Raw genomic sequence first — 25,731 nt, 5'->3', positions numbered from 1 at the left:
GATGTCCCCCTCATTTCCCTCGCTCTTCCCCGGCATGCTGCTCGATTCAGCCAGCCGCTACGCCCAGGACCATGCCGCGGCACAGGGCCTGCAAGGTGATCCTGTCCGCGAGCTCGGCTGGACCGCTACGCTCGTGCCGGAGGACTGCGAAGGCGTCGGCGGCACCATGGCCGACCTCGCATCGATCATCGAAGGCCTCGCAACTCATGGCCTCGATCTGCCCGTGGTGGAGACCTGCGCCGTGGCGCCGCTGCTGTTGCAGGCCGCCCCGCTCGAAACCGCGCGGCGCTGGCTGGAGGCCGTCGCCGATGGCACCGCGAAGATCGTTCCACTGAGCGCGCTGTCGTCCACGCCGGACGAGCTGGTCGTGCACGCACGCCACCTGGACATCGGATTCGAACTCGATGGCAGCGTGCAGGGCGTCGATGTCTCGCTCCCCGCCACGCATTTCCTCGTGCCCGCCGTGTCGGATGGCGAATGCGCGATCTTCCTGGTCGATGCCGAACGCATCGGCGCGCCATCCGCGACCTATCGCACCATGGAGGGACGGCGCTGCGCCGACTTCACGCTGGCCCGGCTGGCGGTGCCGGAAGGCGCCTGCATCGCACGCGGCGCTGCGGCGAGCGAAGCACTGGCAGCGGCGACCGATGCCGCGCTGCTGCTCACCGCCGCCGACACCGTGGCTGCGCTGGCCGCGCTGATCCAGCAGACGGTCGCCCACCTGAAGGAGCGGCGCCAGTTCGGCGTTGCGCTTTCCACCTTCCAGGTGCTGCGCCACCGCACGGCCGACATGTACGTGAAGTACCTCGGCGCCAAGGGCCTCGTGATCCACGCCTTCCAGCAGCACGAGCAGGAGGCGGCCGACCTGCGCCGCACATTGCGCTTGGTCAAGGTGTCGCTGGCGGAATCCTCCCGTGCTTGCGCAGAAGCCGCGATCCAGATGCACGGCGGCATGGGCATGAGCGAGGAAGTGCTGGCCACCCGCCTTGCGCAGCGCCTGCTCGCATCGGAGTTCCGCTACGGCGACCGCCTCACGCATGCCGCGCAACTGCTGGCACCACAGCCGGCCTCCGACCAAGGTTCCTTTTCCAATCTCACAGGGAGTGCGCGATGAGCGTCAGCCTCGAAGTTTCCGAATACGTCGCCGTCGTGCGACTCGACAAGCCGCCCGTCAATGCCGTGGACCGCAAGACGCGGGGTCGTCTGATCGAGGTCTTCGACGAGATCTCGGAACGCACCGACATTCGTGTCGCGATCCTCACCGGGACCGGCAAGTACTTCTGCTCTGGCGCCGATCTCAAGGACCGTCCGGACCCCGACAAGGCCGGTGACTTCCTCGGCCACAACCGCCTCACGCGGGAGACTGGCAACGCGATCCGCGAATGCGCCAAGCCCGTCATCGCGGCCGTCAACGGGCCGGCGCTGGGCGCGGGCTTCGGCCTCATGTCGGCGTGCGACATCTTCCTTGCGAGCGAGGACGCGAGCTTCGCCATGCCGGAGATCAACGTGGGCCTGGCGGGCGGCGTCTCGATGCTGCGCACGATGGTCGGGCGCTCCTTCACGCGCCGCATGTTCTACACGGGCATGCGCGTCAAGGCCGCCGAGCTGTATCGGCGCGGCGTGCTCGACGAAGTGGTGCCGGCTGAACAACTGCTGCCGCTGGCAATGGAGATTGCGAAGGAGATCGCCAGCAAGGCGCCGCTTGCCATCGCCTACGCCAAGCAGGCGGCCAACATGATGGACCTGATGCCGCAGCGCGATGGCTACCGCGTCGAACAGAACATCACGATGGCGCTGTCGAAGACCGAGGACGCCCAGGAAGCGCGCAAGGCCTTCCTCGAGAAGCGCCAGCCTGTCTACAAGGGGCGCTGAGGATGAAGCTCACTCCCAATGTTCCTCATTTCGTGACCGCCGTGAAGCCGATCGAAGCAGGGCGCGGACTCGAGGCGCTGTTCAAGCCGCGATCGATCGCCATCGTCGGCGCATCGGAAGATGTCACGAAGATCGGCGGGCGACCGCTGCAGTTCCTGCTGAAGTACGGCTACGCCGGCAGCATCTACCCCATCAACCGCAAGGCAGCACAGGTGCAATCGCTCAAGGCCTATGCGAGCGTCGGGGACCTGCCGGAAGCGCCGGAACTCGCGGTGGTGGCCGTGCCACCCGCGAGCGTCCTCGAGGCGGTAAAGGAATGTGCCGCGCGCGGCGTGCGTGCGGCGGTGGTGCTCTCCGCCGGCTTCTCCGAAATGGGAGAGGAGGGCAGCAGGCTGCAGGAGGAGATCGGCCGGGTGGCCAAGTCCACGGGCATGCGTGTCGTCGGCCCCAACTGCCTGGGTGCGATCGGCGTGCCGGACAAGAGCATCGCGACCTTCTCGGTGGCGCTGGAGTCCTCGTTTCCGGAGCCGGGCCCGGTGGGCATCGTCTCCCAGAGCGGCAACCTGGGCAGCTACACGCTGCGCCTCGCGGCCGAGCGTGGCGTCGGCATCAGCCGGATGCTCACCACTGGCAACGAGTGCGACGTCGACATTGCCGATGCGATCGCCTCGCTGGCTTCCGACCCGGGCACCACCGTGATCCTGTGCTGCATGGAGACCTGCCGCGATGGCGCCAAGTTGCAGCAAGCCATGGCGATGGCGCGCGATGCGGGCAAGCCGCTGGTGGTCCTGAAAGTCGGCGTATCGGAAGCGGGCAGCGAAGCGGCAGCGTCGCACACGGGCGCCCTTGCTTGCTCCGATGCAGTGTTCGATGTCGTGCTGCGAAACGGCGGTGCGATCCGGGTGCCGAGCATCGAGCAACTATTGGAAGTGGGCCATGCGCTTTCGGTCGTCGGACCGGACCAGGCGCCCCGGGGCCACAAGGTCGCCGTTCTGACCGCGTCCGGCGGATTCGGCGTGTTGCTGGCGGATGCCGCCAGTGCGCAGGGCCTCGTCCTGCCCAAGCTGGCTGCAGGGACGCAAGAGCGCATCCTGTCGGTCGTGCCGTTCGCGGCGCCGTCCAATCCGGTCGACATGACCGCGCAGGTCTCGAGCCGTCCCGAAGTTCTGGCCAGGATACTGGCTGCCGTGGCGGAGGACCCCTCCTGCGACGCCCTGATCCTGCAATCGGCGAATGCATTCCATGTGCCGCGACTGCGGGAGGTCTTCCTGTCGGCGCTGGAGCAGGTCCGCAAGGACCATCCCTCGCGGCTCATCTTGTTGTGCGCCCGCGCGCCTCAGGACGTGCGTGCGCGCTTGAATGCGATGGGCTTTCCGACGGTGGAGGGCATCGACGCGGCCTGCGCGACGCTGGCGGCGCTGGTGCGCTTCGGTGCGCGCCAGCAGGCTCGTCAGCCAGCGCCCGCCATCGTGCGCGCGCCCTTGCATGCACAGGCCTTTGCGACCGAGGCCAGTGCCAAGGCGGCGCTTGCGGAGGCCGGCCTGCCAGTGCTCAAGGAGGCGGTCGTTCAAAGCCGTGAAGAAGCCCTGGCGGCGGCGCGCGACATCGGCTTTCCGCTGGTGTTGAAGATCGTCTCGCCCGACATCGCGCACAAGACGGAAGTCGGTGGCGTGGTGGTTGGTGTGCGCTCGGAAGGCCAGTTGGTCGACGACTATGAAAGCCTGCTCGCGCGGGTCGCGCAAAGGGCACCGCAGGCCCGCATCACGGGCGTGCTGGTCGCCCGGATGGCGCAGGGTGGTACGGAGTTGATTCTCGGCACCAAGAAGGATCCGATCTTCGGGCCGATGGTGATGGTGGGCCTGGGTGGCATCTTTGCCGAGATCCTGAAGGATGTGGCGCTCAGCCCCGCGCCCGTGAACGAAGTGCAGGCCGTCGAGATGCTGCGTTCCCTGAAGGCCTTTGCGCTGCTCGATGGCGCGCGCGGTCGTCCGAAGGCCGATGTCCAGGCTGCTGCGCGCGCGATTGCGGCGCTGTCGCGTTTCGCCGCCCGCCATGCCGACAACGTGGCTGAAATCGACATCAACCCCCTGGTGGTGCTCGACGCAGGCGAAGGCGCCTTTGCGCTCGACGCGCTACTGGTCCCCGAAATCCCAGAGAAAGCCAAACCATGAATTCATCACTCGAAGGCCGCGTGGCCTTCATCAGCGGCGCGGGCCACGGCATCGGTCGGGCCACCGCGCGCGCCATGGCCGCGCGGGGCGCCACCATCGGCATCAATGACCTGAAGCAGGAGTTCGTCGAGGAGGCCGTCGCAGAGGTTCGCGCCCTGGGCGGAAAGGCGATTCCGCTGCCCCGTGACGTGTCCACCCGCGAAGGCGTTCGCGCAGCCGTGTTGCAGCTTGCGCGGGAAGCAGGACGGCTCGACATCATGGTCAACAACGCCGCGTGGGTACGCTACCAGCCGTTGGCCGAGATCACGCCGGAGGTCCTGGACCGGATGGTCGAGATCGGCTTCAAGTCGGTGATCTGGGGCATCCAGGCGGCCGCTGAAGTCATGGACGCGCAGCGGGGCGGATCGATCATCAACGTGGCGTCGATTGCTGCCTTCAAGGCGCCGATGCGCTCGGTGGTCTACAGCGGCATCAAGGCCGGTGTGCTCGGCATCACGCGCGCCGCGGCGGCCGAGCTGGGCTCGCGCAACATCCGTGTCAACGCGGTCGCCCCGGGCGCCGTGCCGACGGAGGGGACGGCCAAGCACAGGAATGCGGACCTCGATGCCAAGCGGATCGGACGGACACCGCTGGGCCGCCTGGGGACTGTGGAGGACATCGCGGACGCGATCTGCTTCCTCGCCGGTGACGACTCGCGCTTCCTGAGCGCGGACGTGCTTCGCCTCGATGGCGGCGCGTCGGAGACTTCGCTGTGAGTACGGTCGCCGTCCCACCCAAGCGCTTGCAGAGCGTCTTCGTCGTCGCGCAGAAGCCAGGCGAGCTGCACGCCTTCTATGAGAACGCCTTGGGCCTGCCGCTGAAGTTCCGCGATGAAGATCGGTGGATCCAGTACGGCGTGGGCAATACCAATGTTGCGCTTGCGTCGCCACAGGAAGCGGCACCGGCGACCGCCGGCCTCGTGATGGTGCTGGAGGTCGAGGACTTCGCCGGTGCCGAGGAACGAATTACCGCCGCCGGCGGCCAGGTCATCGGCATGCGCGACATGGGCTCGCACGGCGCCGTCCTGTCGCTGCGCGACCCGGAGGGCAACGTGGTCCAGCTCTTCAAGCGTGCCGGATGAACGCGGACTTGCAGGGTTTGCTGGACCGGGAGGCGATACGGGAGTGCGTGTATCGCTACTGCCGCGGCATCGATCGCGCAGACGAAGCCGCGCTGCGCAGCGCCTACTGGGAGGACGCAACGGATTGCCACGGGGCGTGGAACGGGAGCGCCACGGGTTTCATCGACCAGGCGCTGCCCAAGCTGCGCGAGGGCGGCCGCCGTGTCCATCAGGTGAACAATATCGCCATCGAGATCCACGGCGACTGTGCTGCGGTGGAGAGTGCCTTCCTGGCGCTGCAGGCCCCCGCGTCTGCGCCAGGGCAAGAGACCTTTCTCTGCGGCCGCTACGTGGACCGTTTTGAGCGCCGCCAGGACGAATGGCGCATCGCGGCGCGAACAGTGGTTTACGACTGGATCGAGGAACGCGACCGCCCCGAGCTGGCCTGTGAAGACGCCGCGTTGTTTGGACGGCGCCAACCGAACGGTGGTGCGGCTCCATCAGATCCCATCTATGCGCTGCTTCATGAAATGCGCACGAAGCGCGCGTAGTATCGCGCGCCGATCGTGGTGTCAGCATCGGTCGCCCAGATTCGACCTCGGGTAGTCCTTGGTGGGCCACGGTGAAGGCATTGGCGCCCTGAAAGGGTGCGGGCGTCCCTCTTTCGACTCCGTGCGCTGCATTCGAATTTTTGAATTCATCGATCCCAGGAGTAAGCTGACGCAATAGTAAAAATCGATTACTCGACAAGGACTTACCGGATTTTGAACTTTGTTATCCGAGACCTAAAAAGTTCAAAAGTTGCTGAGATGCGCCAAGATCCTCAAAACCTGCTGAGGTAGAAGCAGGCAAACCTTCGAAATCTGCTGAGCTCACACGCGGGTCCCCCTTGCCGTGTGCTGCTACTTCGCCGCATTGCTCAGCCCACTGAAGACAAGTAACGGGGAAGGCGCGGCTCACGTTTGTCCCGTCATGGCCGTGTTCTGAGCATGCAGCACGCTCAGCAAGCCTGCCGCGTTCGCAAAGCCGTTGCTCAAGAACGAGGCGGATGGGTCTCGGTAGCCGGCAACTTGGCAACTTGGGCCGGCAGGCCACCACATTTTCCGTTCTAATTGGTCCACCCCTTCCGCTAATATGGCCCCCTTGATAACCAAAAAGTGCTGGAGAACGCCAAGCTGCGCTCGCTTGCACCCACTCATTGACGAGGGACTCCCGGGGCGTAAGCGCTGCCTCGCATTCGCCCTACTCAAAGGCCGAGTCGGTCTTGTTACAGGACAGTCTTGGCGTAGAGACATTGCACGTCACCAAGAAGTAGCCATGGTACTCGGCAGGAGCCATACTGGCACTCGGACTGTCTCAAGGGACAGGCCAATCTTCAGGTGAATACAAGAATCGTCCGCGATCACTTTGAAATGCCATCGGGTCAGGTTCGTCTGAGATACCGACCACGATCGGCTGAAGCGCGCGTGCACGTTGATCTGAAGTGCGCAAGTAGTGAGTTCAAGAGAGTTCTGCCAATGCGATCACAGCAAAGGTATCTTGGCCACGCGTCACCTTCAGAATTCCCATGCCGTAGGGCAGGGGGAGCATCAGGGGGCTAAGAGCGGCGGAATGCATGCTGACGACTTCCTTCCAGGCGGGCTCGCCAGGCACCAGGCCGTGCGTGCGGTCGTGCAGGAACTCGCAGTAGCGGAGCTCTGCTCGATAGCAGAGGTCGAGGAATCGTCTCCATGCCTCAAGATCAGTTGAAAACGTCGGCAACAAGCCCTTCATCGACTCGCTCAGGAACTGCGTCGCCAAGTGCTGACCATTTGGACGGTCGGTTACCTCGAAACGTCTTCGAAAGAGGATGTACGCGAAGCTGCGCTCATCTCGGAAATCGCCGACTCTGAATGCGCGGTCTCTTACAGAGAGGAAGCACTGGACGGATTTCTCTGCTTCGGCCCTCCCTAAAGAAGGGGCGATGCTTTCGCAGAAACCTTCGTAAATTCGGCACATGTCTTCGGAGACTCGGGCGCTAGCGAGTTGACCCAAGGGAAGGATCATGACTTCGGGAGTCGACGGCCACATGCCCCCAATGTCGTCGGTTGCGGGGATGCCCAAAACATGGACGAGCAAAGCGCCTTCAGCGCGCCGTTTTGCATTGATGGCGTCCTTGCCGGAATAGCGACAGGCCCAGCCATCAGGATCCGTCCAGTTCGCGTGGCGCAGCGGTTCTAGCCTCTTTTCGAGGGTAGAGTACTGTTGGGCTCCCGGCATGAGCTTCCACCTCAAGGCGCCACTCGGAGACCAAGCCGCGGACAAAGGCATGAGGCAATGGGTACACGCCATCGGGGTGCAGTCATCCCACGCGAATGCTGGTGCGCCGGCCCCGCAGTGCACGCAGGTGCTTTGCATCGCCTGGCCATGCAAAGGGCATATCAACAGTGCATCCATCTGGCAGACGGACGAATGGAACCCCATTTCCAGACAGGCCGGGCAATATCGCACGTGTCGATCCCCAGCGAGCCGAGTCGTCCAATCCCCCAAGGTGGCACTGAGGGCTGAATTGGCGAGTGAGTTCGACCATGCGCACCGTTTTGCACCCCGGCGCATCCACCCGTTCGACAGAAAGGAGTTCGGCTGCGTTACTTGGCTGTACTTGGAACTCGAATGCTCGTTGAGGAGCAACCGGCGCAGTGTGACCGGCGGCAACGGGTTCGCGGCTGCAAGCTTGGCCATCCGCGTGTATGGTCCTTCGCCATCGCTGAGCCACGTCGGATACCAGGTCAACCCCATGGCCTCGGCAGTCATGAGCGTCTCCAGTTGTTGACCAAAGCGACGAATTTGGAGGCGCGAAGGGCTTCGGTCCAGAGCGCTTCGGTACCCGTGAACTCTGGCGTGTCTTTCTGCGGGAGAAACTCGAAAAAGCTCTTGAGCACGTCTGTCGCCGCCCCCATGCCGACGTCAATGTCCCGGTTTTCAGGAAAGTGCTGGCCCATGACGCGCCAGAGCGTGTCCACTTCTTTCTCCATTCGCCACCCGGCCTGCCATGCGGCGGGAAAAAAGTACTGAGTGGTGCTCACGCCGGAACCGAGTGGGTGCCCGAGGACCGCGCCGTTGTCCATCTCCGCGAGCAGCTCAAGCAGGTCCTCCTTGCAGCACAGGCCGCAGAACGATTCGCGGTGTATGAAGAATCGCCCGTGCAAAGTGGTTTCCCCTTCATTGACGAGGTCCGCATTCAGATCTCCCATCTTCTCCGAACCGAAGAGCACGTAAACCAAGGTAATCGAGCCAGGAGCGCCAGAGTCGATCGAGTCGTCTTCGCCCTCGAGCACATTGCGCAGGTCCTTGAGGAAGTAGAGGTGCTCGGGCAGCAGACCATTGGCTTCGTCAATGATCATCAGAGCCCTGTCTGTTCCCGAGGCGCGGCAGGCAGAACGAATTCGGAGGAGCACCGAGTCAAAGCGTTGGTCGACCCGCATCTTTGCATAGCTTGGAAAGCCCACCGCTCGAAGAATGTTGGCCCAAACCGCCGCTTCTGGATTGCACTTTTTCGGATCCAGGGAAGTCTTAGTTGTGAACCAGAAGACAGGTTCCGAATGTTGGGAGATCCACGTCTTCTGGGTTGCTTTGGAGGTCCATGTCTTGCCGTGGTTCGACGGCCCTTCGAAGGCCACTGACCGTCGTCCCATAGCAACGGCTCGCTCGACCTCTGCGTAGATGCGCCGGATTCCTGAGGTGATAACGACGTGCCTGTTCGCAATGAACGGGTGTCCCAAGTACGAGGACGCGTCACGCATGCCGCTCACCGACGACCCCTCTTGTTCACGAGTGCGAAGTCGGCGGAAGGGCGCAGTGGGACTACGTTCTTCGATGCTGTAGACAGAGTGTGCGTCAACGAGTTGCCCTCATCGCCACTGGAGGAATGCGCGGGAACCGATCCAGGGAGAACCAGTCGCGTCTGTGGAGCGCGAAGGCCATTCTGCTCATAGAGCACGATGATTTGAGCGAACTGCGTGGCCGCCTTGCTGATCTTGTTGGGCCGCTTGCTTGCATCTTGGGCCGCCTGTGTGGCCAGTTCGTGCATGAGGCGCTCCAGGGCTTTTGGAAGGTCGATGAATGGGGCCTTCCTCCGATTTTTGGTGCCATAGAGAGACGCCTTCAGGCTCAGCGGCATCTTGACGTCTTCCGCCTGTCCGAGCGCTCGGATATCGCGCATCTCGCGACCATCCGCAAAGAAGCCCTCAATGGCACTGTCGGCGCGACACACGCGGCGCAAGAAGTGCTCGCCCACCAAGTCCCAACGATGCTTGATGTCAGGACTGGAGTAACGCGTGCCATACATTTCGAAGTAAGGCGACAGGCCCGTAGACCGATCTCCGGCGATGCGACACCACCTGTCAACCCAGCCCAGACGCGGCGCAAAGGGACTCGGTGGTGCGCTGGGGCGCGGCAGCCACCGGTTTGCTCCGAGCGTCAGGCTATTTCGAATGATCTCCAGAGAGGACATGTCGCTCTGCGATGCCCGCTTTTCGGCATTCATCGCCGAAATAGTTGTTTCGATCACGTCGTGCAGGAAAGTGAAGTCTACGGGTGCTTCAACAGCTGCCTTTCCGGGATTGCGCGGACGCTTCTTGTCCTGGGGACCGGAGCCTGTCGTGCTCGGCATGAGATGCAGGCCGGCTTGATTGAGAGCGCGGAACAGTCGCTCCAGACGCGCGTTGGTGAACCACTTCTTGACCGGCCCGTAAACGATGTGGCATCCCAAGGCCTGGCGCAGATTCTCCTGAATCGCGGCAGCCCAATTCGCCGAGTCGTTGTCCATTCTCAGCGAGGTGATTGGCGCCCCCTCCAGACCTGCAACAACCCCGTTGGGAAGTCCTGCGTCTGGCATGAAGTTCAAGCCCCCGCAGAGCGGCCTGACCTTCCAAGGCATTTGCGCACGCAGGATTGCGCGTTCGATCGTCTCGGCCGATGGCTTGTCTTCGTAACTCCAGCTGAACCCGATTGCAGCACCGGAACTCTTGGTCGTGCAAGCGGCCACCACGAGCCACAGCCGGCTGATCGGTATGGTCTTTGGACCGTGGGGCGTCATGACGAAAGTGGTGCCCAACACGTCGACGCGGTGCGCATCAATCATGCACTCACCATACGGATGCTGCGCCAGCTGGAAGAAGTCGCCCAAGCTACCGACCAGCAGATGCTCGCTGGCACCTGCCCCATACCAGTATTCGAGCGCCTCGGGATTGCCGTCCAAGTATTTGTCGATAAGGCGCCGAATGCTTCGATGCGCACCACTGTCGGTCGCAAGTGGGTATTCGTCGTTGTCGATCCCTTCGTCGTTGCAAGCTTCGCGAAACGCGTTGTACACGACGTCGACCGACCCATGAGATAGGCGCAGGGCTCCTTTGTGAGGATTGATGGCCGCCACGGTTCGCATGAGCACTTCGGGATGCGTCGCTAGGAAGTAGCGGAAGGCTCCCGCCTTGCCGCGCGGACCGGATTCGCCAGAAACCGGGGCAGTACGATCGTAGGTCCCGCTGTGCGCTCCCTTGACTGTCGCGGCAAACCCCCAGGGCCGGCCAAACTGGTCTTGCCAAAGGCAGCGGTTGTAGACCCTCAACAATTCCGAGGAACTGGTCTTAGCCAACTCGGCCGCCGCGTTGAGAATCTCTGTCTTGCAGTAGTGTTGAATGCCCGCATAGAAGCGCTGATGCCGATCGTAGTCACTCTCTTTCTGCCCGTCTCCTAGCGTCCTGGCGAGTGTGGACGGGTCGTACTTGCCCCAAGACTCTGGGTCGCGTAGATGAGAGGGCACGGTGTGAACGGAGTACTTGCCGACTTGCCTGAACCGTGGACGTCCGCTATCGAGCAGAAGCCGGTGGTCATTGACTGCCGCCTTGTGGGGGCCAGTGGCGGCTACCTGGGGTCCTGCCCCTAGCGGGGTCGCCTGGATCAGCGTCGGCAGCCAGCCGCCGCCTGCTTGGACTTGCTTCGATACCTCCGGTGCATCGCCCAGATCCAGATCGAGCTGTGCGGCGCTCATTGCGATGCTCCCAGACGGAATACTGAATGCGCGCCAAACGGAGCAATGTCGAAGTCCGACATCCACCGTCCACACGCGACGCCTCGGATCGCCGCGGCCATCAGCAACGCGGGTGATTCCTCCATTTGTAGCGCGAGAGCCATCACTTGACCCGTAGTCAGTTGACCGCGCGTAACCAGCAGGTCCGCGAAAAGCTGCTCAAGGCGCTCGAGGCGGTGGAACCGTGCCTGCGCGACCCATGGCACCAACTCGTGCCAATTGCGCAGCGCCACCTCGTGGCCGGTCACCAGATCCTGGGAACCCAGTGACAGGATTTCGACGTCATCAAATGCACAGGGCGACCGGAGAGCTTTTTGCCGAAACTGCTCCGCATAGTGATCCAGGAGAGGGGAGAGCTTCTCCGTATCGATGCGCTTGGCGCGTACTACCCGGAGCTGCAGGATGCGTTGGCGGGTCACTACGGCCGCTGTCACACCAACCTCGGCCAAGCAGCGCTGCGGTTTGTACTGCACTCGCTCAATCAACGGATCACCTTCGCACGCCAGGTAGTTCAAATAGTTCGTGCGCCCAAGGAGGCCAACGTCGATGGCCGCCTTCATGCTGTAAGTCACAGTGATGTAAGCGGTTTTTCCACCTCGCCGGGCGTACAGCTCTTCGAACTGCCCGCGCATTTGGGTCCCGATCCTGCTGCCTATGCGGGATTGCTTCATGGTCTCAGTCCTAAAAAAGGCGAACTGGCCAACATGCAAAAAACTCTCGCACAATTCCCCGCCTGCCTTGACAGTACCAGTGCTTTCCGGTACCTTACGGGCGGACTGAATATTGCTGCATTCCAGTTGAATTGAACGAAGGAAGAGTCAGGCAACGGCGTACCAGGCCATTGCTTGGCTCTTTTTTGCTATGGGTAGCCCATTCGTACTCCTACAGATAAATGGAGCCGAAGTATGACCCTCATGCTATAGCGAATTCAACTGTTTTTTTTTGCCGCTGGATTTGACTGTGCAGGCGGGTCGTGCTATTTGTACGTGCACGCGTGAAAGGACTGAGTGAGACGGCTCGCGGGTTTGGTCAATTGGCCCAACGCATCCCGAGCGCATCGGTTCGATAGTCGTCGCTCCTCAAACAAGACATGGCTCCTCTGGCCGGAAGAGCGCTTGCACCGGGGAGCCGCAGTAACCCCTCGGGTCCCGCGAACCTATGCGAGACAGAGCATTTCTCAGCAGTGGGCAGCCTACTCAGCGAGGCCTTTCTCCCGCTGATGAGGCGTCACAAATTTCTCAAACAGCGCTCGCGGAAAGGCTCGATTGGGCAGTGAAGGACACAGAGGCGCCGCTCCGGCAGACCTCAGATTTCTGTAAACGAGCGAATTACAGAAAATTGTGCTGGTGACTTTATTTTCTACAAAATGCAATTTGAGGAAAGGTGGAGAGAGGTTAAAGATCCGCGCGAGTCGGCCTGCAGAAGGAAATTTTCCGAAAACTATAGAACAGGAGAAAATTGCCTGATCTGAAACTACGTGAGATTCAGAAAATTGCTAAGCAGACCCCGGGCAACATGCCATACAAAGGCTGGGCGGATTCAAGTCTTAAGTGCAACACTGCCTACCGTTAAGGTCCGCAGATGCAACTTGCCGCCGTTCAGTACTGTCAGCCTGTCAGCTTCAACCCGAGGACCGAGTCACCATTGCCAGCCTGCGCCAGCAGCAACTTGGAGTTCGCGACATAGCACCTCAGCTTCATCGCTCGCCAGCCACTATCAGTCGCGAGTTGCGGCGCAACACCGCTGGCGAGCAGAGCTACGCCAGCGCGACCTCGCAGCGACTTTGCTGGCAACGTCGACGCGATGCGCGAGCGTTACCAAAGCTCCATCCCGAGGACGCTCTATTCGGAGTGGTGGAGCACTTCATGCGACTGCGCTGGTCGCCCCAGCAGATTGCGCTGAGACTGGCCACCCTGTATCCCAAGGGCCATGCGCATCGCGTGTCACACGAAACCATCTACAACTGCATCCACGCCCAGCCCGTGGGCGAGCTTCGACGCGATCTGATCGCCCGCATGCGCCAGGCGCCAGGCGCACAACAAGCGCGTGCCGCGCAGCAAGGGGCAAGATCGCAGGGGCCAGATCCCGGACATGCTGAGCATTCACGTGCGCCCGCCCGAGATCGAGGATCATCAGTTCCCGGGGCACTGGGAAGGAGACCTCATCAAGGGCGCGGCCAATGCCAGCGCCGTGGGCACGCTGGTGGAGCGCACCAGCCGATTGGTCATGCTGGTCAAGCTCTCGGAGTCGCAGCCGGCCAGGCCTGCAAGCGTCTTGCAAGCCTTCAGCGACAAGTTGCTGAGCATCGCCCAGCCGATGAGCCTGAGCGTGACGTACGACCAGGGCCGGGAGATGGCCATGCACAAGGAGTTGAGCAGGCGCACGGGCATCGCGGTGTACTTTTGCGATCCCCACAGCCCTTGGCAACGTGGCTCCAACGAGAACATGAACGGCCTGGTTCGCTAGTACCGGCCCAAGGGCACGGATCTGTCTGGCTACAGCCAGGAGCAGTTGGATGCCATTGCCGATGAGATCAACGGCAGGCCCCGCAAGGGCCTGGGCGTACGATCTCCGCTGGCCGTGTACCGCGAACTGCTCATCAATAGCGCCCAGCATGCCACTGCCATTCATTGAAACCATGGGTGTTGCACTTCAGACTTGAATCCGCCCACAATGGCCAGGTAGCGTGAGACCGGGGATCTCAAACCCGCGCCAAACTCCGACGATTCCCACAACGGCGGTGAGAACAGCAGCGGCAGCAAATCCAATCAGAAACATCGTGTAGCAGTCCATCGGCACGTCCCATCGTCAGTCGGTGTCCAGCCAGTCGAATTGGGCGGACATCGAGGCAATGATTCAAATGCACACGACCATCGCCGCATCAAAGCTCTTGTTCTCCGCCGCCCCCGTCCATCTGACGTACCCACGCGGATTGCAGACGACTCGACAGTTGCCCACGCTGTAGTCGAAGCTGTCGTGCGTATGTCCATGCGCCCACAGCGCCGGCACTTCGAAGAACTCGTCCTGCATCTCGGTCACGAAGCCAGTCGAGACCCAGTCGTCGGCATACCGTGGTGCCAGCGATCCGCGGTGCGGGGCATGGTGCGTCACCACGACCGTGCGGCCCACAAACGGTTCGGCCAACTTCCTGCGAAGCCACGATCGATGGGCTCTGTAGATCTGCAGCGTGTCGATCGGCTTCAGCCTTCGGTTGTCTCCGCTCTCTTGGCCGTCGACGACCGATCGCCAGATCAGCCTGAAGTCATTCAACGCGCGGCCGACCTCGCTCATTCCCCGGTCCCGGTTTGAAATTCGACGCGCGGGTTTTCCAGGCAAGCCTCGTACGTCGATGCGCAACGCGAAGTCGGTCCACATCGTGCAGCCGAGGAACCGCACCCCATCGATCACCACTTCGTCGCAGTCCAGAAAGTGAACGCCGTGCTCAGCCGACGCCGCGCGCATCGCCTCCTGCTCGTTCTCAAGTTGGCAGTCGTAGTACTCGTGATTGCCAGCCACATGGATCACCGGCTTCTGGAGGAACTCTGTCGCCCGTGCCCACGGTGCCACCAGTCGCCCTGGCGAGTGAATATCGCCCGCCAGGATCGCAACGTCGTAGTCGAGGTCCTTCGGCAGGCGGAACTCTTCAAACTCGACGTGAAGGTCAGAGAGGATCAGCAGCTTCATGACTTTCTCCACCTCTCGAAGTGCGCACGCAACGAAGCCTCCGTTTGGTCATCGAACCCGACTTGCGGGATGCACGCAACCAATCGATCGCGGTGATTGGGAAACTGCCAGTCATCGGCGTCGAGGGCTACCCAGTGGCCTTCGTGCATGCCATGCTCTTGCAGCCAGGCGATGACTGCTTCCTCACGTCGGGCTTGCATGTAGCCGAGCGAGTTGGGTTGCGTCAATGGCGTCATGCCGACAACGCGCGGGCGAATGTCTTCAGAGAAGAATTCGCGAAGAATCTCCAGCGACAGATGCTCGCGCCACTTCGAAGTGATCACGACGTCGACTCGCGGGAATTCGCGCAGCAAACGTTCCAGGCGCGGCAGGTGGCAGAACACCGGAGGGCCCGCAAACTCGCCATCGTGCACCGGATGCAACACGCCATCAAAGTCGAGGAACAAGATCATGGCCAGCTCTCCTGTTGCAATGGCCATGCGAGGTGATCACCCTTGTCGACGCCAAAGACTCGGAACGAGGAGGTCCTGTCCTGCTTGCCTTCCGCCAGGTAGTCAATGGACTCGTGATGATGGCCATGGACGAGCAATTCGACCCCCAGCGAGATGGCCAACTCGTCGACGACCCGAAAGCCATGCCTGTGTGCCGAGGGCGCCTCGTGCGTCACAAGGATGTCCGCATCAAGGCCGGCAAGGGCATTGAAGTCCGAAGGAAAGATCGTTGACCGATGCCGGCGGCTGATGCCGGCGCGCCATGTGTCGAGCGTTCTGGCCTTGTCGCTCCAGTTCACCTGGCGCAGCAACCGTTCCGGTGATTCAAACGTCGCGTCGTCGATTGGCTGTTCGGGATGCCAGATCTTCTCCCGGAAGATGCCCCCGAGCCCCGCCACCTTGAACCCTGCAACGGTCTCGACTCGTCCATGAAGATTGCGATCCGCCAACTCGGAACCCCACAGGTTGTCGTAGTCGGCATCCGAGTCGGTGTCGTGATTGCCATGGATGAACCAGATGTCGGTCTGGTGCCGAATCGTTGCCAGTTCGAGGTGCAATGGCTTGCGGGCCTGAATGTCGCCAAGAAGGATGATGGCTTCCGGGTGATGGCATTCGACGGCTCGGATCACGGACCTGAAGTCTCCGTGCGGGTCACCGAAGAACAAGATCCGAGGCCTTGGATGAACAGACCTAGACATCTTCGCCCTGGAACTTTTCCGAGATCGCCCAGTTACTGTAGTACCAGTCTGGATCGGGGTTGTCGCCGCCGAGCGTCGTAGGGCAGTGCGCTGCGCACATGGCAAATTCCATGGAGATCTGTGCCTTGGGTGGCCACACGATGCCCGGCTCCCCGCAAACGAAGCAGGTTGTGGTGCTGGCAAGCTGGGCGCGAATGACGATTCGCCTGACCGCCTGCGCTTCCGGTTCAACGGGATCCCGGTCGACCAGCACGCGCAGCGGCTTCTCTGGCGTGCCAACTTCCACCCACTCCTGTGAGGCGCTGCGCATCATGTAGTGGAGGTGCAACACGCCGACAACGTCGACAATTCGCGTCCATCGGAACCCTCGCCGGTCATCACCCAGCACTCGATCGATCTCTTCGCAGGCCTGGGCGATGAGGGGCAGCCAGCCGCGGCTGGGTTCCATGCGGGTCATGTTCCCGAGAAACATGTAGGGATAGCGCGCCATGATGATGCGGATGTCCCAGGGTCCTGGCTCACTCATCATCGTCTCCCAGGTACGCTTGCCGTACGCGAATACGCCAGGTGTCGTCTTTGGCGCTGGCAGGTTGGTGAAGGGCGCACACATTGACCCAATAGCCGTCATATGCGCGCGGTGTGGCAGTTGCTCCGCACACGATGCAGGCGCTGTGTGTGGCGAGCTCGGCGTGTTGCACGATGGCGCTGACCTTGAGGACGACTTCGTCCTGACCGGCAGGCTCGAGCACGATGGGCGCCTGTGGCGGGAGACTGCTGGTGAGATCGTGAACGCGTACCGTTACGCCGCCTCCACCTCCGTCGAGGTGATAGTAGAAGCGCCCGGTTCCCAATTTCTCCTTGATCTGGATCCAGTGGAAGTGGCGTTTGTCGGCACCGAGCAGGGCGTCGATTTCCTCGCAGGCATTGCGCAGGATCAGCATCCAGCCGCGGTAGAACGCGAAACCAATGTTCGGCCCAGAGAACATGTAGGGGAAGCGCGACCGAAGCGTACGTGGGGTCTCGCGATAGCCGTCAGCGTTCATGTTCATCTCCTGATTACTACGAATTCGACGGGGTCACCATCACCGCCGGGTGGCCTCTTCTTGCGGCTTTGACGTGGCCCGACCTCATCGAAGTCGGCATCCTCAAAGTGGTGCCTGCGCGCCAAGGCGGCCGCTCCGAGGGCGCGCTCCGATGCCATGCGGATCTCTCGAGCAGTCAGCCATGCGAGACGGCACATCTGCATGTTGGTCGGAGACTGAAAGCGCCCCCGCACGCTTGCCTTCGGCACCAGGCGCTTGAGCGTGGCGTTGAAGATGCTGTGCGCGAGCACCAGGCGGCCATCGATATCGGGCGGTTCGATCGTGAACTCGGTGAAGCGCGACCGCACTGGCGAGGGGATGTCATCGGCCTCGTTTGCCGTTGCGATGTACCAGACATGGCTGGCGTCAAACTCGAAGTCGACGCTCAGGTCTTTCACGCATGAGGCCGTCGCAGGCTCCAGCAACGTGAGTAGCGCATTCACCGGCCGGTAGAGATTGCTGCCATGCGCACCTTTGTCCAATTCGTCGAGCAAGACCACGGGGTTCGCGTGTTTGCCCAGGACAATGAGTTCCCACAAGGCGCCCACGTGCGTGTTGCTCCAATAGCGTGAAGATCCTCGCAATGCAGAGTTCTCTTGCGCGTTGTCGAAGGTCTCTCGGTGCACCGCGGTTCCCAATGCTTCTGCGAGCCGTTGGGCAAAGTAGGTCTTGCCGACGCCCGGGTCGCCGAGCAGTAGAACGGGAGGGGGCTGCAGTGGGGCCGCCGACAATTCGGCGAGCGCGAGTCTTCGCGAGACGAAAGTGACCACAGGCTTGAAGTTGGGCATTTCGTCAGCCAATGCCGGCAACGACTTGTTCCAGCCGCTCGGCGATGTGACAGAACGCCATGGACCTGCGGCCATTGCCTTTGTGAAGTACTCCAGATCGCGGTTAACGACGTCTTTGTTTCCGCTCGCGGCACCGGTGCCCAACGACTCGAAGCGCAAGCGAGCAGCCTTCCAGTCATAGACAGGCACCGTGTAGCGAGGGCGCTTCGGCAATGTCGTAGGAATGGTCGGCCCGGGGCGCATGCGGCTCGCAACTGGCGCACGCGCCATGCCTACGGCCGCACTCGATGCAGCGGACGACGATACGGCTTCCCGAGCTGCTCGTTCGGCCACGATTCGTTGGATTGATTCCCGCTTCGCGTGCTCCGCTGCCTCTTCCTCGCGCTTGGCGTCCGCGGTGAGTTCTTCCTTGACTGCGAGCGGGACAAGCAGGCGCATGGTCTGGCGAACGTCGCCCTTCCAGCCTAGGTGCTTCTCGTGAAGATCGAAACCGTTTGGGGGATCGCTACCGGCATTGGGTTGGGACATGTGAGGCTCCTTGCGAGGAGCCGGTCATGTCAGCTCCTCAGGTTCGAGGAATGGGTGCCTTGATCGAGCGCGGTATCGAGCAATTCATCGACTTGGCGCTAGTCGACAAAGTCAGGCGTATGCCTCGGACCCACGACCGAATATTCATCGCGGGCGCCGCGTTGCGCCGCACGTTGCTGGGAACGTGCAATGTGAGCGCAGTTGGAATCTTCAGCATGGATGGCCAGTCAATGGTTGCGTCCGCCGCGAAGTTGGGTCGACCGCTTCGCCTTTCGGATGGGCATGCCTTGAGGGCGGGCGAGCCAGATCTCACGGTCGAGTCGGTCGGGAATCTCGCATTCGATATGCGTGAAGCGCAGGCCGCGCTGGTCTTCCATCACGACAACAGGACCTCCTGCAATTTCGTCTCTAGAGCAGGACCAAACCTTCCGAATATCGCGAATCTCCCATCGCTTGTTCTTGTCGGCAGGTACAAGGTATTGAAGGTTGACAAGCGAGCCTGCGCCGACTTCTTCTATCAGTTGAAGTAGGTCTTCCTGCCTCAGCAGCAGGGCGTGCTCCGAGAAGGAAAGCCCATGCTCAGACGCATACCAAGTTGGTACAAAAATTGGTCGAGCCACTACAAGGTTCACCGCGCGCCAGCACTTCACGCCGGGTGGGGCGAACGCGGACGAGAACGTTTCTTCATTGACATCTGACGTCGCAAACATAAATGAATCCTATAGGTTGTAGCCCTATGGGATTCTAAATGACGAAATCGGTGGATGCAAACTCCGCCAAGATCAGACTTTGGATCCGCTTTGCGCATCGCTCGAAAAGCCGTAGGCCTGCCGCAAGAGGCCTTCGATCAGATATCAAGTCGAACTTACATCTCGTCGCTGGAGCGCGGTCTCAAGACGCCAACTATCTTGAAGGTCGACGACTTGGCGACCGTATTGAAGGTGCACCCATTGACGTTGTTGGCGCTTTGCTACCTTCCGAAGCCGACTCCGGCAGCGACCGAACGGCTCTTGAACCGCGTGACAAACGAATTGCAACGGTTGACTTTGATAGAGTGAGTTGCCCGCCACTGTGGGCACGACGTCACGGGCAACGATTGCTTTCGATCAATCTCACTTCTAGCGGGCGCGAAGAACGTACTGCGATGCTCCGGCTTGCAAGCGCCGCACACAAGTGCGATGGCGCATAAAGTGAACTTTTCGCGCGCGGGCGCTACCGCTGATCTTGGAAATGTATGGGGGGCTTGCCGTTCAAAAAGCGTGCAGTGGTCTTCATGCCAGCGCCCGTAGCACGTCCGACCAGAAGGTCGACGAACGAGCGAATATGCGATCGACTGAATGCACGGCGCGCAAGAGGTGTGGCCTGGGAGGGATATGCCCCGGGACTTCACCCCTTGCTCGCACGAAATTTGCCATCGACCAGCTGGCCAGTTGTGCGAGTGCCGTCGAAAGATTTGCGAAGGATCTTGCCGGGATCGCGAGGATCGGCCGAGTAAGAGAAGACTTTCGCCGCATTCGGACCGCGAAACACGAGCGATTCGTGGATTCCCGGCGTGCTCAATGCACGCGCTAGCTTCCGGACAAAAACCGTGGTGGTTTGCTCGGTGGGGGCGTCGGAACCGGGCGCGATTTTTCTTGCCATGCGCGGATGATCGTTCAAACGGCGGCTTCCAGACATCCTGCTCAAGCAATGACTGCGCGTCGCCTGATGGTTCGTCAGTATTGCGCAGCAACGCGATCCTGATCGTGGTTCTGAAAATCCTCAACTTCTTGACCGCGTTCTGCGAACGCATCTCCACTGTGAGCCATGTCTCCCTCGACTGTTGTGACCTCTCCTATGCCAAGGCCCGAGGCACATCCGACCATCTGGTTGTGTAGTCGGGGGTTTTGAGGGTCTGCTTCATGGTCCAGCGTCGTGGGCCGCGGCTCTGGCCAGTCCCGGCAAGTGCGATGGCGCCGCGCCCGTACCGGTCGTTGAGCCGATCAACGGTGGCCATCAACGCGCTGCGGTCCGTGCCGGCGTCATCCAGCGCGAGTTCCTGCTGTTCGACCGAGCCGTCCTGCAGGTCGAGCAGCATGACGCCGGCCTTGGCATAGTTGAAGCCGGGGCGGTACGCGGCTTTCACGGCCTGGACGGCCGCCTGCACCAGCAGTGTCGTGTCGGACGTGGGCCGGCGCAGCGGCACCGTGATGGAACGCGAATACTGCTTGTCCTGGCGCCGGAACGGGCTCGTGTGGATGAAGGCCAGCACCTGCCGGCATGGCTCTCCTGACGGCGCAGCTTCTCCGCCGCGCGGCTCGCAAACTGGCTCACGGCCTCCACCAGGTCCGCGAGCTGTGTGACGGGCTGGCCGAAGCTGCGCGTGCAGGCAATCTCCTTCTTCGCAGGCGCCTCGTTCTCGAAGCCGACGCAGGCCTGGCCCTGCAACTCGCGCACGGTGCGCTCCACACGTCACCGAGGGAGGAATACTGTTCATTCATCCAGTATATTGCTACGATGGCGCCATGGAGCAGTTGAACCCTGATGTATGGATTGCAGCGTGCGCGCACCGGCTGCAGCTGCGCTGGCGCTCGGTCGATCCATCAGAGCTGGAAGAGGTGGCCGATGGGATCTGGCATGACGAGCGTTTGCGCGCCATGGGCCCGTCGGAGGCCGCGGCGGCGTGGTTGAAGCCGATAGCATGTGATGATGGCAATCAAGGTCGGCACCGCCTCGTGGACTGACAAGACGCTGATCGAGTGTGGCCGCTTCTATCCGAAGGAGGCGAAGACACCCGAGGCGCGCTTGCGGTACTACGCCTCGCAGTTCCCGCTGGTCGAGGTCGATTCGAGCTACTACGCGATGCCGTCCGCGGTCAATGCGCAGTTGTGGGCCGAGCGCACGCCGGATGATTTCACGATGAACGTGAAAGCCTTCAGGCTGTTCACGGGTCACCAGACGCAGCCCAAGGTGCTGCACAAGGATCTCCAGGATGCGCTCGGAGGGCAGGGTGCCAATCTCTACTATCACAGCACGCCGGAGGAGATCCGGACGGAGTTGTGGCGGCGCTTCATCGAGGCGCTGGAACCGCTCAAGCGCGCGGGAAAGCTGGGGCTTGTGCACTTCCAGTTTCCGCCGTGGCTGTTGCGCAATGGCGAGGGACACGACCATGTGCGCCACTGCGTCGAGCAGATGACTGGGCACACGGTCAGCATCGAGTTCCGCAACCGGACCTGGTTCGACGAGCCCCATCGCAAGGGCACGCTTCGCTTCATCCAGGAGCTGGGCGCCGTGCACACGATCGTCGACGGCCCGCAAGGTTTCAGCAACAGCGTCCCCGCCGTCTGGGAAGCCACGCACCCGGACTACGCGCTGGTGCGCCTGCATGGCCGCAACGCGGCGACCTGGAACGTGAAGGGTGCCACTGCGGCTTCCGACCGTTTCAACTACGACTACTCCGATTCGGAACTGCGTGACCTGGCGGCCGAGGTGGGCCGCCTGGTGCACATGGTGAAGGACCCACACGTCATCTTCAACAACAACATGGAAGACCAGGGCCAGCGAAATGCCAGAACCATGGCAATGCTGCTTGGTATGGACTCGTCGCAACGTTTTGAAGCCCTCGATGCCGGAAATTTGGGTGCCCCCGGTTGCTAGAGTTGTCCAGCTGAATTCCATCCTCACGAGAGCTTGCTCCATTGAGAACCCTGATCAATACGCTGGTGGTCGTCGCATTGACCGCGACCACGAGCTGCGCGACCCAGCCGCCTCCCGCGGTCGCCGCGGCATCTGCCCCTCGGATAGAAGTTGCCTTTTCTCCTGGCGGAGGTTCTGAAGCGCTCGTCGTGAAGGTGCTTGATTCGGCGCGTCTATTCATTCGCTTGGCCGCCTATTCGTTCACGTCGCCGGCTGTTGTCCGAGGTCTCATGGATGCGCAGCGTCGCGGCGTGGACGTGAAGGTGCTCGTCGATGACAGGGGCAACAGAGGCAAGTCGAGCATTGCGGCGATGAACCTCATCGCAGGCGCCGGCATTCCGATCCGCGCGACCTCCTATGCCATCCATCACGACAAGTACATCGTTGTCGACGGCAAGCACACGGAAACCGGTTCGTTCAACTACAGCCAGGCCGCCGCGAAATCCAATTCGGAGGACGTGCTCGTGGTGTGGGACAACGCGAGCGTGGCGGGGCGCTACCTCGCGCATTGGGAAAACCGCTGGGCGCAAGGCTTCGCCGTCGAAAGCAGTTTCTGAGCGACGGACATCGGTCGAGAAGACGCGGCCGATGCTCGCTCGCTGCCGTGCCTCGGGCGCGCGCCATCGCGCGTCCGCAGCGTGCCAGAGGCAGAGCTGTGGATGGGGGTCAAAAAAGCCGCGTTATCGCGCCTTTGCCCTCGAGTTCATGCGCATCCCAACAGGCCTTCGGCCTCCAGATCGAAGTTGAGCTCGATCCTGAGCCCCAGCGGATCCTCTACGAACACCTGGTGCAAGTGGGTTCCCTTCAGCGGTGCTTCATCGAAGGTCACATTTGCATCTCTCAGGGCTTGCCGTGTGGAAAGAAGGCCATGCGCCTGCAAGGCGACATGGTCGAGCGCGCCGCCGTCCCTCACAGGTGTTTCTCGCAGCAGCGCGTTCAGATGGACGATGGCGTGTCCGCCCGCGTAGAGCCAGTAGCCGGGGTTTCGCAAATCCGGACGGTAGCCCTGCTGTAGCCCCACGACCCGCGTATAGAACTCAAGCAGCGCCGGGAGATCGGCGGGCGTGCAGCCGACGGTGAAATGGTGGATGGCGGATACGTTGGCAATCATGCGGGGCTTTCGCTGGTGCTGCGGCAAAGGATCGCATCCAATGCAGCGCCAAAAGCGTGGGCTGGGTTCTCGCGAGCGCCACGCGAACGCCATGCCACATGACCATCCGGTCGGACCAGCACAACGCCATCTGCGTCGAGTCCATAGGCCTTGAGCCATTCCCCACTTGCGTCCCCGATCTCATCGCCGATGACGAAGCTTTCGATTGCCGGGCCTTGCGTGCGCGCAGCGGCGTCTCGCCACGCCGATCCCTGCGGTGCCGTCAGCAGCACGAACCCGCGTCCGAACAGGTCGAGCGTGGACAGCGATTCGCCGTTTCGCGTCAGCGGGACGTGCGGAGCGCGGCATCCCGGGACCGCACTGGGCACATACTGCACCACCGGGTCGTCGAGGTGCAGCGTGGTTCCATCGGACACGACGGCCGCAGACTCGTACTTCGCACCGAAGACCAATCCGATCTCGTTGAGGAACTCCTTACGGGGCAGAACCGCACGGTCTTGGCGCGACGTGCGACCCATGGACAGCGCGTTCAGCAGGCTCGAATGGGTCACCGCCTGGCCTACAGGCCGGCGTTCCTCATCGTAGGTATCGAGCAGTGCATCACCTGCCTCGCCGCGGAGCACCGTTGCAAGCTTCCAGGCAAGGTTCTGAGCGTCCTGCACGCCGGTGTTCAGACCAAAGCCACCCGTGGGGGGCATCTCGTGGGCTGCATCGCCGGCGATCAGGACCGGGCCGGAGCGGTACCGTTGCGCGACCAGGGCCGAGGCCTTCCAGGCGCTCACGCCGAGCACTTCCACTGGAACGTCATTCGCACCGATCGCACGTCGGATGATGTCGGTGCAGAACTCCGGTGTGAACTGCTCCGGTGCGAACCCATAGTGCGACAGGGACGTGACGAGGAATCCCCAGCGGTCCGTGCCGTTGATGGTCATGAACGTGCCGCGCAGGTCAGGCTGTTCGATCAGGTACAGGCGGGCCGGCCGATCCGTGACCCACCGGGTGAGATCGACCCGGCAGTGAATGTTCACGCTGTCGTAGACGTCGTGCTCGCCGTCACGCTCGATGCCGAGCTGATGGCGGATCTTGCTCTGTGAGCCATCGGCCGCGATCAGGTAACGGGCGCGAACGTCTTCCTCATTGCCATCGGCACCGCGAATCCTGGCGCGTACGCCATCGGCACTGCATTGCAGGTCGATCAGTTCAGTGCTGAAGCGCAGCCGGTGGGGCCCCGCGTCCTCGGCCCGCTTGCGAAGCACTGGCTCGAGGATGTCCTGCGAGCATCCGCAATTGGTGGTCACCGACAACGCCCGGCCGGAGGCAGCGCGGCCGGGTTCCAGGCGGTTGATCTCGGCACCGGCCAGCGTTTCGGACCAGATGATCGCGTTGAACCGGTCCGGCATGGCCACAGCACGGATGGCTTCCTCCAATCCCATTTGACGATACATCTCCATGGTGCGCGCGTTCAGACCTCGCGCTTTGGGCAGGATGGCGGTACCGGGGTGGCGCTCGACCAGCAACGAATCGATGCCGAAGTGCGACAGATGGATCGAGGAGGTGAGGCCGACAGGGCCTCCGCCGACGATCAGGACGGGAACATCAATCATGGGAATACTCCATGCGCCTCGCGGCGCGAAAGATTGGTTTGGGTTCAGTCTCGAGACAGGAAATCGACAACGTGCCGCGCGACGGCGGCGGGTGCCTGTGTGACGCCCAGGTGGCCTACGCCTGGCAACACGATGGCCTGGGTATCGCTTATCGATTCGGCCAGCGCCAAGGTGAGTTCGGGTGGGACGATGCGGTCCATTGCGCCCGCAATCAGCAGGGTCGGCTGGCCGATGCGGGCGATGTTCAGGTCAGAGTTGTCGGTTACGGTTTCACGCCGGCGGTCCGACCGGTCCGACCGCGCGGGGGCCGATGCGAAATGGCGGCGGGCTGCGGGATGCGCTGCCAGGTAGTCCGGAGGATAAAAGTACTCGGCCAACAATTCGGCGCTGGCCGGCAGCTGCGACCTCAACTGCCCAAGGACATGTGCGACTTCTGCGTTGGCGGTAGCCAGGGACAGGGGTAGCGGCCAGGTGCTCGCGAGCACCAGTCGGCGAACCGCCGCTGCATGCCGCGCCGTCAAGGCCTGCGCTACGCGCCCCCCGAACGATGTGCCGAACACATGTGCAGTCGGGTACCCGAGCGCCTCGAGCAACGCCTTGGCATCGTCGGCCAGTGTCACCAAGGTCGCAGGTGTCTCCGGGTTGGCAGTGTCTCCGCAGTCGCGCTGGTCGTACGTGATCACGGTGAAGTGCGGTTCCAGTTCGGGGCGAATGGCCGTGAACTGGCGACGGCTGCCCTCGGCGCCGTGCAGCATCAGCAATGGTGGCCCGTGGCCCGCTACTTCACAGTACGTCTGCGTTCCCCGCAATTCGATGACTTCAGCCACATTTGCCCTTCTTGTAGTTGCTCGATTCAAGACC

At 62.1% G+C, this 25,731-nt stretch carries 26 protein-coding genes and 2 pseudogenes; 11 read left to right on the top strand and 17 right to left on the bottom strand.

What is annotated here, in order from left to right; translation table 11 throughout:
* The first annotated feature begins 1 nt into the window (after nt 1).
* From WKW82_RS29615 to WKW82_RS29590, 6 genes are read left to right on the top strand one after another with little or no spacing between them, the layout of a single operon-like run.
* A complete protein-coding gene (locus WKW82_RS29615; protein ID WP_340346288.1) occupies nt 2–1,114 on the top strand; it encodes an acyl-CoA dehydrogenase family protein in 1,113 nt (370 codons plus the stop codon).
* Entirely contained in the window at nt 1,111–1,872 is a 762-nt protein-coding gene (locus WKW82_RS29610) for an enoyl-CoA hydratase/isomerase family protein (RefSeq protein ID WP_340346287.1), read from the top strand. The genes WKW82_RS29615 and WKW82_RS29610 overlap by 4 nt, the downstream gene beginning before the upstream one ends.
* 2 nt (nt 1,873–1,874) lie before the next feature.
* Entirely contained in the window at nt 1,875–4,043 is a 2,169-nt protein-coding gene (locus WKW82_RS29605) for an acetate--CoA ligase family protein (RefSeq protein ID WP_340346286.1), read from the top strand.
* Nucleotides 4,040–4,798: an SDR family NAD(P)-dependent oxidoreductase gene (locus tag WKW82_RS29600; RefSeq protein WP_340346285.1), complete on the top strand. Its 759-nt coding sequence runs from the start codon at nt 4,040–4,042 to the stop codon at nt 4,796–4,798. Before WKW82_RS29605 ends, WKW82_RS29600 begins: the two co-directional genes overlap by 4 nt.
* On the top strand, nt 4,795–5,163 hold the full coding sequence (locus WKW82_RS29595; RefSeq protein ID WP_340346284.1) for a VOC family protein: 369 nt from the start codon (nt 4,795–4,797) through the stop codon (nt 5,161–5,163). Before WKW82_RS29600 ends, WKW82_RS29595 begins: the two co-directional genes overlap by 4 nt.
* Nucleotides 5,160–5,693, top strand: a complete 534-nt coding sequence (locus tag WKW82_RS29590; RefSeq protein ID WP_340346282.1) for a nuclear transport factor 2 family protein — start codon at nt 5,160–5,162, stop codon at nt 5,691–5,693. The genes WKW82_RS29595 and WKW82_RS29590 overlap by 4 nt, the downstream gene beginning before the upstream one ends.
* A 949-nt stretch (nt 5,694–6,642) precedes the next feature.
* Here the strand turns inward: WKW82_RS29590 and WKW82_RS29585 are convergent.
* From WKW82_RS29585 to WKW82_RS29570, 4 genes are read right to left on the bottom strand one after another with little or no spacing between them, the layout of a single operon-like run.
* Entirely contained in the window at nt 6,643–7,935 is a 1,293-nt protein-coding gene (locus tag WKW82_RS29585; protein ID WP_340346281.1) for a hypothetical protein, read from the bottom strand.
* Complete coding sequence (locus WKW82_RS29580) at nt 7,932–8,933, bottom strand: TniB family NTP-binding protein (RefSeq protein WP_340346280.1); 1,002 nt, start codon at nt 8,931–8,933, stop codon at nt 7,932–7,934. Before WKW82_RS29580 ends, WKW82_RS29585 begins: the two co-directional genes overlap by 4 nt.
* Nucleotides 8,930–11,170, bottom strand: a complete 2,241-nt coding sequence (locus tag WKW82_RS29575; protein WP_340346279.1) for a hypothetical protein — start codon at nt 11,168–11,170, stop codon at nt 8,930–8,932. Before WKW82_RS29575 ends, WKW82_RS29580 begins: the two co-directional genes overlap by 4 nt.
* Complete coding sequence (locus WKW82_RS29570) at nt 11,167–11,880, bottom strand: hypothetical protein (RefSeq protein WP_340346278.1); 714 nt, start codon at nt 11,878–11,880, stop codon at nt 11,167–11,169. The genes WKW82_RS29575 and WKW82_RS29570 overlap by 4 nt, the downstream gene beginning before the upstream one ends.
* 933 nt (nt 11,881–12,813) lie before the next feature.
* On the opposite strand from WKW82_RS29570, the pseudogene WKW82_RS29565 reads away from it, so the two are divergent.
* Nucleotides 12,814–13,843, top strand: a pseudogene (locus WKW82_RS29565) (IS30 family transposase).
* Nucleotides 13,844–14,065: 222 nt separating this feature from the next.
* Here the strand turns inward: WKW82_RS29565 and WKW82_RS29560 are convergent.
* The 7 genes from WKW82_RS29560 to WKW82_RS29530 all read right to left on the bottom strand — a co-directional run bounded on the left by WKW82_RS29560 (nt 14,066) and on the right by WKW82_RS29530 (nt 19,190).
* Nucleotides 14,066–14,893 (bottom strand): metallophosphoesterase, encoded by an 828-nt coding sequence (locus tag WKW82_RS29560; RefSeq protein WP_340346277.1) that lies wholly within the window; start codon nt 14,891–14,893, stop codon nt 14,066–14,068.
* A complete protein-coding gene (locus WKW82_RS29555; protein ID WP_340346276.1) occupies nt 14,890–15,345 on the bottom strand; it encodes an HAD domain-containing protein in 456 nt (151 codons plus the stop codon). The genes WKW82_RS29560 and WKW82_RS29555 overlap by 4 nt, the downstream gene beginning before the upstream one ends.
* On the bottom strand, nt 15,342–16,082 hold the full coding sequence (locus tag WKW82_RS29550) for a metallophosphoesterase family protein (RefSeq protein ID WP_340346275.1): 741 nt from the start codon (nt 16,080–16,082) through the stop codon (nt 15,342–15,344). Before WKW82_RS29550 ends, WKW82_RS29555 begins: the two co-directional genes overlap by 4 nt.
* Nucleotides 16,075–16,572, bottom strand: a complete 498-nt coding sequence (locus WKW82_RS29545) for a hypothetical protein (protein ID WP_340346273.1) — start codon at nt 16,570–16,572, stop codon at nt 16,075–16,077. Before WKW82_RS29545 ends, WKW82_RS29550 begins: the two co-directional genes overlap by 8 nt.
* A 28-nt stretch (nt 16,573–16,600) precedes the next feature.
* Nucleotides 16,601–17,125: a hypothetical protein gene (locus tag WKW82_RS29540; protein WP_340346272.1), complete on the bottom strand. Its 525-nt coding sequence runs from the start codon at nt 17,123–17,125 to the stop codon at nt 16,601–16,603.
* Nucleotides 17,126–17,127: 2 nt separating this feature from the next.
* Nucleotides 17,128–18,480: an AAA family ATPase gene (locus tag WKW82_RS29535; protein ID WP_340346270.1), complete on the bottom strand. Its 1,353-nt coding sequence runs from the start codon at nt 18,478–18,480 to the stop codon at nt 17,128–17,130.
* A 227-nt stretch (nt 18,481–18,707) separates the two neighbouring features.
* The gene (locus WKW82_RS29530; protein WP_340346269.1) at nt 18,708–19,190 is read right to left on the bottom strand and encodes a hypothetical protein; all 483 of its coding nucleotides are present in this window, start codon (nt 19,188–19,190) and stop codon (nt 18,708–18,710) included.
* A gap of 54 nt (nt 19,191–19,244) precedes the next feature.
* Between WKW82_RS29530 and WKW82_RS29525 the strand changes: the two genes are divergently transcribed.
* On the top strand, nt 19,245–19,538 hold the full coding sequence (locus WKW82_RS29525) for a helix-turn-helix domain-containing protein (RefSeq protein ID WP_340346268.1): 294 nt from the start codon (nt 19,245–19,247) through the stop codon (nt 19,536–19,538).
* Nucleotides 19,539–19,866: 328 nt separating this feature from the next.
* On the opposite strand, the gene WKW82_RS29520 is transcribed toward WKW82_RS29525, so the two are convergent.
* From WKW82_RS29520 to WKW82_RS29510, 3 genes and pseudogenes are all read right to left on the bottom strand, one after another.
* On the bottom strand, nt 19,867–20,139 hold the full coding sequence (locus WKW82_RS29520) for a hypothetical protein (RefSeq protein ID WP_340346267.1): 273 nt from the start codon (nt 20,137–20,139) through the stop codon (nt 19,867–19,869).
* Nucleotides 20,140–20,314: 175 nt separating this feature from the next.
* Nucleotides 20,315–20,476: a DUF4113 domain-containing protein gene (locus WKW82_RS29515; RefSeq protein WP_340346356.1), complete on the bottom strand. Its 162-nt coding sequence runs from the start codon at nt 20,474–20,476 to the stop codon at nt 20,315–20,317.
* Nucleotides 20,477–20,572: 96 nt separating this feature from the next.
* Nucleotides 20,573–20,802, bottom strand: a pseudogene (locus tag WKW82_RS29510) (DinB/UmuC family translesion DNA polymerase); the annotation flags it as partial.
* Between the two features lie 182 nt (nt 20,803–20,984).
* On the opposite strand from WKW82_RS29510, the gene WKW82_RS29505 reads away from it, so the two are divergent.
* The 3 genes from WKW82_RS29505 to WKW82_RS29495 are packed head-to-tail and all read left to right on the top strand — an operon-like array spanning nt 20,985 to nt 22,712.
* Nucleotides 20,985–21,203 (top strand): hypothetical protein, encoded by a 219-nt coding sequence (locus WKW82_RS29505; protein WP_340346266.1) that lies wholly within the window; start codon nt 20,985–20,987, stop codon nt 21,201–21,203.
* The gene (locus WKW82_RS29500) at nt 21,169–22,116 is read left to right on the top strand and encodes a DUF72 domain-containing protein (protein ID WP_340346265.1); all 948 of its coding nucleotides are present in this window, start codon (nt 21,169–21,171) and stop codon (nt 22,114–22,116) included. The genes WKW82_RS29505 and WKW82_RS29500 overlap by 35 nt, the downstream gene beginning before the upstream one ends.
* A gap of 41 nt (nt 22,117–22,157) precedes the next feature.
* Nucleotides 22,158–22,712 carry a phospholipase D family nuclease gene (locus WKW82_RS29495; protein ID WP_340346263.1) on the top strand — a complete coding sequence of 185 codons (555 nt, stop codon included), beginning with the start codon at nt 22,158–22,160 and terminating at the stop codon, nt 22,710–22,712.
* Between the two features lie 146 nt (nt 22,713–22,858).
* Here the strand turns inward: WKW82_RS29495 and WKW82_RS29490 are convergent, their stop codons facing one another.
* From WKW82_RS29490 to WKW82_RS29480, 3 genes are read right to left on the bottom strand one after another with little or no spacing between them, the layout of a single operon-like run.
* The gene (locus WKW82_RS29490; RefSeq protein WP_340346262.1) at nt 22,859–23,266 is read right to left on the bottom strand and encodes a VOC family protein; all 408 of its coding nucleotides are present in this window, start codon (nt 23,264–23,266) and stop codon (nt 22,859–22,861) included.
* Nucleotides 23,263–24,870: an FAD-dependent monooxygenase gene (locus WKW82_RS29485; protein ID WP_340346261.1), complete on the bottom strand. Its 1,608-nt coding sequence runs from the start codon at nt 24,868–24,870 to the stop codon at nt 23,263–23,265. The genes WKW82_RS29490 and WKW82_RS29485 overlap by 4 nt, the downstream gene beginning before the upstream one ends.
* A 44-nt stretch (nt 24,871–24,914) precedes the next feature.
* Nucleotides 24,915–25,697: an alpha/beta fold hydrolase gene (locus WKW82_RS29480; protein WP_340346260.1), complete on the bottom strand. Its 783-nt coding sequence runs from the start codon at nt 25,695–25,697 to the stop codon at nt 24,915–24,917.
* Nucleotides 25,698–25,731: the final 34 nt, after the last annotated feature.

Source organism: Variovorax rhizosphaerae, from assembly GCF_037889975.1.
Taxonomy (GTDB): Bacteria; Pseudomonadota; Gammaproteobacteria; order Burkholderiales; family Burkholderiaceae_C; genus Variovorax; species Variovorax rhizosphaerae.
This window is presented reverse-complemented; position numbering and strand designations above follow the sequence as displayed.